This window comes from Candidatus Ruminimicrobium bovinum (genome assembly GCF_902760015.1).
Lineage (GTDB): Bacteria > Elusimicrobiota > Endomicrobiia > Endomicrobiales > Endomicrobiaceae > Ruminimicrobium > Ruminimicrobium bovinum.
The window spans coordinates 1-8158 of the sequence record NZ_CACWEU010000238.1; the positions used below are offsets into that span (position 1 = coordinate 1).

The window sequence follows — 8158 nt, forward strand, 5'->3', positions numbered from 1 at the left end:
TCCGTCGGTAGGTCTTCTTGAAGGTTCAACATAAGCAACTTTCCACGGGTTAGGTCCCAAACATCTTAAAAATGTTGCAGGGTTAAAAGTTCCCGCTCCTTTTTCCAAATCGTAAGGTTGCCATATTAAACATCCCTCTTTAGACCAATATTTATGAAGCTTCATAATAATTTCTTGAAAATTCATTTTATTCCTCTGTTAAGCAAATATTTACTTATAACCTTTTTATTATATCATTTTGTATTTAATATTTTAATTATTTATCTATTTGTAAAACTGCCACAAAAGCTTCCGGCGGAAGTTCAACTTTACCGAATTGTCTCATTTTCTTTTTTCCTTCTTTTTGTTTTTCAAGAAGCTTTCTTTTTCTTGTTATATCACCGCCGTAACATTTTGCAAGAACATCTTTTCTCATGGCGGAAATTGTTTCCCTTGCTATAATTTTATTGTTTATTCTTGCCTGTATAGGTATTTCAAACATGTGGCGCGGTATAATTCCTCTTAATTTTTCCGTTAAAAAATGTGCCGCTGTTTGTGCTTTATCTTTATGAACTATAACCGAAAACGCATCAACGACTTCACCGTTAACAAGTATTTCAAGTTTTACCAAATCACCGAGTTGCGGTGTTATATGTTCATAATCAAATGAGGCATAACCTTTTGAAACGGATTTCAATGCATCGTAAAAACCGACTATAATTTCGGCCAACGGTATTTCATATTTCAATATTGCTATTTTCATATTGACATATTTCATATCAATCTGTTTGCCTCTTTTCTTTTGGCACAAATCCATCAAAGAACCGAGATATTCCGTCGGGGATACTATTGTTGCCAAAACATAAGGTTCCCAAATTTCCTGAATTTCGGCATTGTTGGGAAATTTTGCGGGATTATCTATCGTTATCATCTGATTTTTTGTTTTTATTTTATATATAACATTGGGTGCGGTAACCAAAAGGTTAAGTCCGAATTCTCTCTCTAATCTTTCACGAACAATTTCCAAATGTAAATGTCCCAAAAAGCCGCACCTGTAGCCGAAACCTAAAGCAACGGAAGTTTCCGGAATATATGTCAGTGAAGCATCGGATAATTGTAATTTTTCAAGTGCAACTTTTAAACTGTCGTAGTCGGATGTGCTATACGGGTAAAGCCCTGCAAACACAAAAGGATTAACTTCTTTATAACCTGCATGCGGATGTGTTGTAGGACGTGCGGTTTCGGTAATAGTATCACCTATTTTTACATCCTGTATTGTTTTTATACCCGCAACAACAAAACCTACTTCACCTGCCGAAAGCCCGTCCGATTCAACCGGTTTTATTTTCATATATCCTACTTCAAGCACTTCATATTGTGCACCTGAAGCCATAAAAGTTACTTTCATTCCTTTTTTTATTGTTCCGTCAAAAACTCTTATAATAATAACAACACCTTTATAAGAATCGTAAAAAGAATCAAATATCAATGCCGATAACGGCTCTTCTTTTTTACCTTTCGGTGCGGGTATATTTGCAATAACGGAATCTACAATTTCATTTATTCCTATACCTTCTTTTGCACTTGCAAGTATAGGTTCACCGTCAACTCCAAGACCTTCCTTCATCTGTTCATAAGCAGAATCTACGTCGGCGGTAGGCAAATCTATTTTATTTATTACGGGAATTATTTTGAGGTTTGCATTTTTTGCAAGCATTGTATTTGCAAGCGTTTGCGCTTCAACACCTTGCGATGCATCTATAACAAGCAGTGCCCCTTCGCATGCTTCAAGTGCACGGGATACTTCATAAGTAAAATCAACATGACCGGGAGTATCCACGAGGTTTAAAATATATTCTTTGCCGTCTTTATCTTTATACTGCATTCTGACGGCTTTGGCTTTTATCGTAATACCTCTTTCTCTTTCAAGTTCCATACCGTCGAGAATTTGATCTTTCATTTCTCTTTTTGAAATTGTTCCGGTATATTCCAAAAGTCTGTCGGCAAGCGTGCTTTTTCCGTGGTCAATATGTGCTATTATGCAAAAATTTCTTATATTGTTCATTTTGTTTCCTTAAAATAAATATTCATATATTATATCAATTAAGAATTTTACAAAGCAAATTTATTTAGGTTATCGGGATATAAGATTGTAGAGCAAAAAGCACAACAATAAGAAAAAGCAGAAATTTTTTAAATTTCTGCTTTTTTATAAATTAAAACTTATAGCCATATAACCTAATTAATAAACCGTCATTGGTGCCGAGGGCGGGACTTGAACCCGCACGTCACCGGAGTAACTTGAGATTTTGAGTCTCACGTGTCTGCCAATTCCACCACCTCGGCTTTATAAAGAACATGGTGCTGAGGGGCAGAATCGAACTGCCGACACAAGGTTTTTCAGACCTTTGCTCTACCGACTGAGCTACCTCAGCACCACCCAAAACTATTCTTCTATCAATTCGTCATCCAAATCTTCAACTTCTTCGGTCGTTTCTTTTTTGGACTTTACGGCATTTTTTATTTTTTGAACAGCTTCCGCTACTTTACCTTTGTTTTCTTCTACAACAACTTTACCTTTTTCTCTTATCTTTTCGGCTATATCGTCACTTAGTTCTTTTAAATCTTCTCTTGTTTCTTTACCGGCTTTAGGCGCAAACAAAATACCTATTGCAGCACCTATAATTGCACCTGCCAAAAACAAACCTAAAGAATCTTTGTTATCCATTATTTTCCTCCGAATTTTTGTTTTTTTTACAAACCAAACCTTTAAACTTCGGAATAATATTTAACAATACCTGCAAAGTTTTTGAAGGAATTAAATTCCCGACGGTCACTACACTTTGATAAAAAGACCTAACAGTTTCAATATCGTTATCAACTTCATTTAAAATTTTATCCGCTTTTTTCACGGTTTGCAAAAGCTGCACGAGCGTTATAACCAAAAACACCGTCGCAACTACAATGGATATCGTAACTAAAATTAAACAAACAATAATTACTATATTCATAATTTAATTATTATATTAAAAAAAATTTTTTTTTGCAACAAAAAAATTTGCAAAGCAAAATTTTTATCTTATGGTTTAAAGCCAATCAGTTGTCCTCAAACAATTTTTTGCTAACGCAAAAATTTATTTATTATTGCACCTTTGTCTGCAGAACTTACCTGTGCGGCATACCTTGCCAAACAACCGCCGATACCCGTTTTCTTTTTTATTTGCATTGTCTGTTTTCTTTTTTTAATTTCTTCATCCGAAACTTTTAATTCTATTTTATATTCGGGAATATTTATTGAAATAATATCTCCGTCTTTAACATAAGCAATTAAACCGCCGGAAGCCGCCTCGGGAGAAACATGTCCGAGAGATGCTCCTCTTGTAGCACCGGAAAATCTGCCGTCGGTGATAAGTGCAACATCTTTGTCTAACCCCATACCCGCGATTGCGGATGTCGGGCTTAACATTTCACGCATACCGGGACCGCCTGCGGGACCTTCATACCTTATAACCACAACATCACCTTTAACTATTTTACCTGCATAAATTGCAGCTATAGCTTCTTCTTCACTGTCATAAACTTTTGCAGGTCCTTCATGTTTTAACATCTCGGGTGCTACCGCACTTCTTTTAACTACACAACCGTCTGGTGCAAGATTTCCTTTAAGAACAGCAATTCCGCCCGTTTTACTGTAAGGATTATTTACGGTTCTTATAATTTCCGTGTTAGAATTTACGGCATTTTCAATGTTTTCACCCAATGTTTTACCTGTACAAGTCATAACGGATGTATCTATTAAATTAAGTTTTGTTAACTCTTTTAAAACGGCATATACTCCGCCGGCTTCATTTAAATCTTCCATATATGTGTGACCTGCCGGAGCCAAATGACAAAGGTTAGGTGTTTTTTGACTTATTTCGTTTGCCATATCCAAATTAAATTCCACTCCGCATTCGTTTGCAATTGCGGGAAGATGTAACATACTGTTTGTTGAACAACCCAGTGCCATGTCTGCCGTTAAAGCATTTTTTATTGCGGATTTTGTCATAATATCACGAGGACGAATGTTTTTCTTAACAAGTTCCATTATCTGCATACCTGCATGTTTTGCAAGTTCTATTCTTGCCGAATATACCGCAGGGATTGTTCCGTTACCTTTAAGTCCCATACCTAAAACTTCGGTCAAACAGTTCATTGAATTTGCCGTGTACATTCCCGAACAAGAACCGCATGTCGGACAAGTTTTTTCTTCATAATTTTGAAGTTCTTTTTCACTAATTTTACCTGCTTTAAAAGCACCAACCGCTTCAAACATTCCGGAAAGACTTGTTTTTTTACCGTTTACTTTACCGGCAAGCATCGGACCGCCGCTGACAAAAATTGCAGGGATATTTACCCTTGCGGCTGCCATAAGCAAACCGGGAACATTTTTATCACAATTTGGAACCATAACAAGCCCGTCAAAACCGTGTGCCAATACCATAGCCTCGGTAGAATCTGCTATCATATCACGGGTAATAAGGGAGTATTTCATACCATTATGTCCCATTGCAATACCGTCACAAACGGCAATTGCCGGAAACACTATCGGTGTTCCGCCCGCTGCTGCTACACCGAGTTTTACGGCTTCAACTATTTTATCTATATTCATGTGTCCGGGAACAATTTCATTATAAGAACTTACAATACCTATAAAAGGTTTTGCCTGTTCTTCTTTTGTTATTCCCAAAGCATGATATAAGCTTCTGTGCGGTGCATTATGCGAGCCCTCTACAATTTTATCTTTAACCATTTTACCTCCAAAATTTGCTATGCAAATTTTAGCTGAGTCATTATAACTTTTAAGCTTCTCGGCTTATCATCCTATCAGCAACAATTAAAATTCAAAGAATTTTAATTGTTTATCAATTTATCTTCGTCGCTCCAGCTGTAAAGTTTTCTTATTTCTTTACCTACTTTTTCGCTGGGGTGTTCTGCGGCAAGTTTTCTCATTGCATTAAAATGAACTTGTCCGCCGGCTTCCGACATATCAAGTAAAAATGCTTTTGCAAATGTTCCGTCTTGAATATCTTTAAGAATTTTTTTCATTGTCTTTTTGGTTTCTTCGGTAATTATTTTAGGCCCTGTTGTGTAATCGCCGTATTCCGCGGTATTTGAAATTGAATATCTCATACCTTCAAAACCGCTTTGATATATTAAATCCACAATCAATTTCATTTCGTGAATACATTCGAAATAAGCATTCCTGGGGTCATAACCTGCTTCTACCAAAGTTTCAAAACCTGCCTGCATTAACGCACAAACTCCGCCGCATAAAACTGCCTGTTCACCGAACAAATCGGTTTCGGTTTCAATACGGAAAGTTGTTTCAATAACACCTGCCCTTGCTCCGCCTATACCGAGTGCATAAGCAAGTGCAATTTCAAGTGCATCACCCGTAGCATTTTGTTCAACAGCAACCAAACACGGAACACCTTTACCTGCCAAATATTCGCTTCTTACGGTATGCCCCGGACCTTTGGGTGCAATCATTATAACATTAACGTTTTTAGGCGGTTTTATACAACCGAAATGAATATTAAAACCGTGTGCAAAAGCTATTGTTTTGCCTTCTTTAAGGTTTGGCTCAATACTTTCTTTATATAATTTTGCCTGTTTTTCGTCGTTAATAAGTATCATTATGACGTCTGCTTTTTTTGCAGCTTCATCTGCAGTATAAACTTTTAAACCTTGTTTTTCCGCTTTTTGCCAGCTTTTAGAACCCTTATAAAGCCCGACTATAACATCTATACCCGATTCTTTTAAATTAAGTGCATGTGCATGACCTTGCGAACCGTAACCGATAATAGCAACGGTTTTTCCTTTAAGTTTTGCCAAATTACAATCTTTTTGATAATAAATGTTTTGCATTTTTTTCTCCTCTTTTATATATATTTTACTGTTTTGTTACAAATTATCGTTCATCCCATAATCCTATAACCTTACCGTTACAGTTTGTCGTTAAACTCTCAGCTCCTCAGCTTTTCAGCTCTTCAGCTGACGTTATTATACATCATAAATAGCTTTATTTCTTTCAAGTGCAACAACACCTGTTCTGCAAAGTTCAACAATACCGAGCGGACGAACAATTTCAATAAAAGCATTTATTTTAGACGGTTTTCCGGTCATTGCAACGCATATTGTTTTCAAACTGTAATTAACTATTTTTGCCCTGTAAATTTCGGTTACCGCTAAAATTTCACTGCGATTTTTCGGTGAATTTTTAATTTTTATAAGAACAAGTTCTCTTTCAATACTTTGTTTGTCGTCAATATGCTTAACGTTTTTAACATTTTGTAATTTTCTTAATTGATTTATAAGTTGGTCTTTATCATATTCGTCTCCGCGAAGCGTAACCGTTATTCTTGAAAGTTGAGAGTTTTCCGTTTCACCTACGGTTAAAGAATCTATATTAAAACCTCTTCTCATAAAAAGACCTGCAACTCTTGTTAAAACACCGTATTTGTTTTCTACTAAAGCGGCAATTACAAAACGTTTCATTTTACCCCCAAAAATTTGCTACGCAAATTCTGATGTATGGATGTATGGATGTAAAGATGTATAGAAACTACAAACAACTTAACGACATAGATTGTTTTACATTCGTTCGCAAAGACAATTTTATTTTCATTGTCGTTAGCCTTCTATACTTCTATTCTTCCATCAACCTCAAAATTGCCTTTTGGCAATTTTCGTCGTTATACCTCTATACCTCTTTCCCTCTATACTTCAAATCTTTTGTTTTTCCGTAATAATATCTTCTATCGAACCTCCCGGCGGAAGCATGGGAAGCACAAATTCATCCATATCAATTACGGTATCAATAATGTAAGGAAAATTTGTTTTAAATGCTTTTTTTAAAGCATTTTCAAATTGTTCTGCAGTTGTTACTCGTTCCCCTTTAAGCCCGAAAGCATCCGCAAGTTTAACAAAATCCGTTTTTCTTGCAAGAACGGTATTTGAATATCTTTTCCCGTAAAACAACGTTTGCCATTGACGAACCATACCCAAAACACCGTTATTTATAACAACTATTATTACCGGAATTTTGTAACTGACAGCCGTTGCAAGTTCATTTAAATTCATACCGAAACTGCCGTCACCGGTAATTAAAATTGTTTTATTTTTATCACCGATACAAGCACCTATTGCAGCGCCTAAACCGAACCCCATTGTACCAAGCCCGCCGCTTGATACAAATTTTCTCGGAAATTCAAATTTTGTCCATTGCGCAGCCCACATTTGATGTTGCCCGACATCGGTGGCAATGACAGTATTTTTATTTTTAATTTTATTTATTATATCAAAAATCTGTTTAGGTCTAATTTTATTACTTTTAACAACATTTATTTTTTTAGAAATTTCTTTACTTTTAATTTTCAAATCGGTTATAAGTTTTTCCCATTGATGATGTTTTTGTTTCTTGCATTTTTGCAATATTTTTGAAATTGTATATTTTATATCACCTGCAATACCCGCATCGGCTTTAATATTTTTATTTATTTCGGAAGAGTCGATATCAAGTTGTATAATTTTTGCATTCTTTGAATATTTTTTAACATTTCCCGTTGCCCTGTCACTAAACCTGACACCAATTCCTATTACAAGGTCCGCCTCTTTATTTGCCATTGAAGATTCATATTGTCCGTGCATACCCTGCATACCGAGAAACCTTTGATATGAATTTTCTATTGCGGAAAGTCCCATAAAAGTGCAACCTATATAGCCGTCAATTTTTTCCGCAAGTTTTTTTACTTCTTTACTTATACCGGCTGTTATTACACCACCGCCTATATAAATATAAGGTTTTTGAGCTTTATCGATAAGTTCTATTGCCGTTTCTATTTGTTTATCCGATGTTTTTTTCTGCTTATAACTTTCAACTGTTCCCTTAAATTCAAAATCATATTCCGCAACCTGAACATCTTTTGGAATATCTATTAATACAGGACCCGGTCTGCCTGATTTTGCAATTTTAAATGCTTCTCTTATTGTATCGGCAAGTTCTTCTATTTTACTGACAAAATAATTATGTTTTGTTATCGGTAAAGTTACACCCGTAATATTTATTTCCTGAAAACTGTCTTTACCTATTAAAGAAGTAGGAACATTTCCGGTAATTGCCACCATAGGTATGGAA

General features: G+C 35.6%; 8 protein-coding genes and 2 tRNA genes. All 10 read right to left on the reverse strand.

Annotated features, from left to right (window positions below):
- The coding region (locus ACMUOV_RS08010) for a glycine--tRNA ligase subunit alpha (protein ID WP_413854611.1) at positions 1-186 on the reverse strand (186 nt) is incomplete at its 3' end.
- 70 nt (positions 187-256) lie between these two features.
- The gene (gene lepA / locus ACMUOV_RS08015) at positions 257-2044 is read right to left on the reverse strand and encodes a translation elongation factor 4 (RefSeq protein WP_413854612.1); all 1788 of its coding nucleotides are present in this window, start codon (positions 2042-2044) and stop codon (positions 257-259) included.
- 192 nt (positions 2045-2236) lie between these two features.
- Positions 2237-2325: transfer RNA gene (locus tag ACMUOV_RS08020), tRNA-Leu, on the reverse strand.
- A 13-nt stretch (positions 2326-2338) separates the two neighbouring features.
- Positions 2339-2414, reverse strand: a tRNA-Phe gene (locus ACMUOV_RS08025).
- 11 nt (positions 2415-2425) lie between these two features.
- Complete coding sequence (locus tag ACMUOV_RS08030) at positions 2426-2707, reverse strand: YtxH domain-containing protein (protein WP_413854613.1); 282 nt, start codon at positions 2705-2707, stop codon at positions 2426-2428.
- A complete protein-coding gene (locus ACMUOV_RS08035; RefSeq protein ID WP_413854614.1) occupies positions 2700-2990 on the reverse strand; it encodes a hypothetical protein in 291 nt (96 codons plus the stop codon). The genes ACMUOV_RS08030 and ACMUOV_RS08035 overlap by 8 nt, the downstream gene beginning before the upstream one ends.
- Before the next feature lie 110 nt (positions 2991-3100).
- On the reverse strand, positions 3101-4771 hold the full coding sequence (gene ilvD, locus ACMUOV_RS08040; RefSeq protein WP_413854615.1) for a dihydroxy-acid dehydratase: 1671 nt from the start codon (positions 4769-4771) through the stop codon (positions 3101-3103).
- A 101-nt stretch (positions 4772-4872) separates the two neighbouring features.
- Complete coding sequence (ilvC, locus tag ACMUOV_RS08045) at positions 4873-5889, reverse strand: ketol-acid reductoisomerase (protein ID WP_413854616.1); 1017 nt, start codon at positions 5887-5889, stop codon at positions 4873-4875.
- A gap of 135 nt (positions 5890-6024) precedes the next feature.
- On the reverse strand, positions 6025-6519 hold the full coding sequence (gene ilvN, locus ACMUOV_RS08050) for an acetolactate synthase small subunit (protein WP_413854617.1): 495 nt from the start codon (positions 6517-6519) through the stop codon (positions 6025-6027).
- 228 nt (positions 6520-6747) lie between these two features.
- The coding region (ilvB, locus tag ACMUOV_RS08055) for a biosynthetic-type acetolactate synthase large subunit (protein ID WP_413854618.1) at positions 6748-8158 on the reverse strand (1411 nt) is incomplete at its 5' end.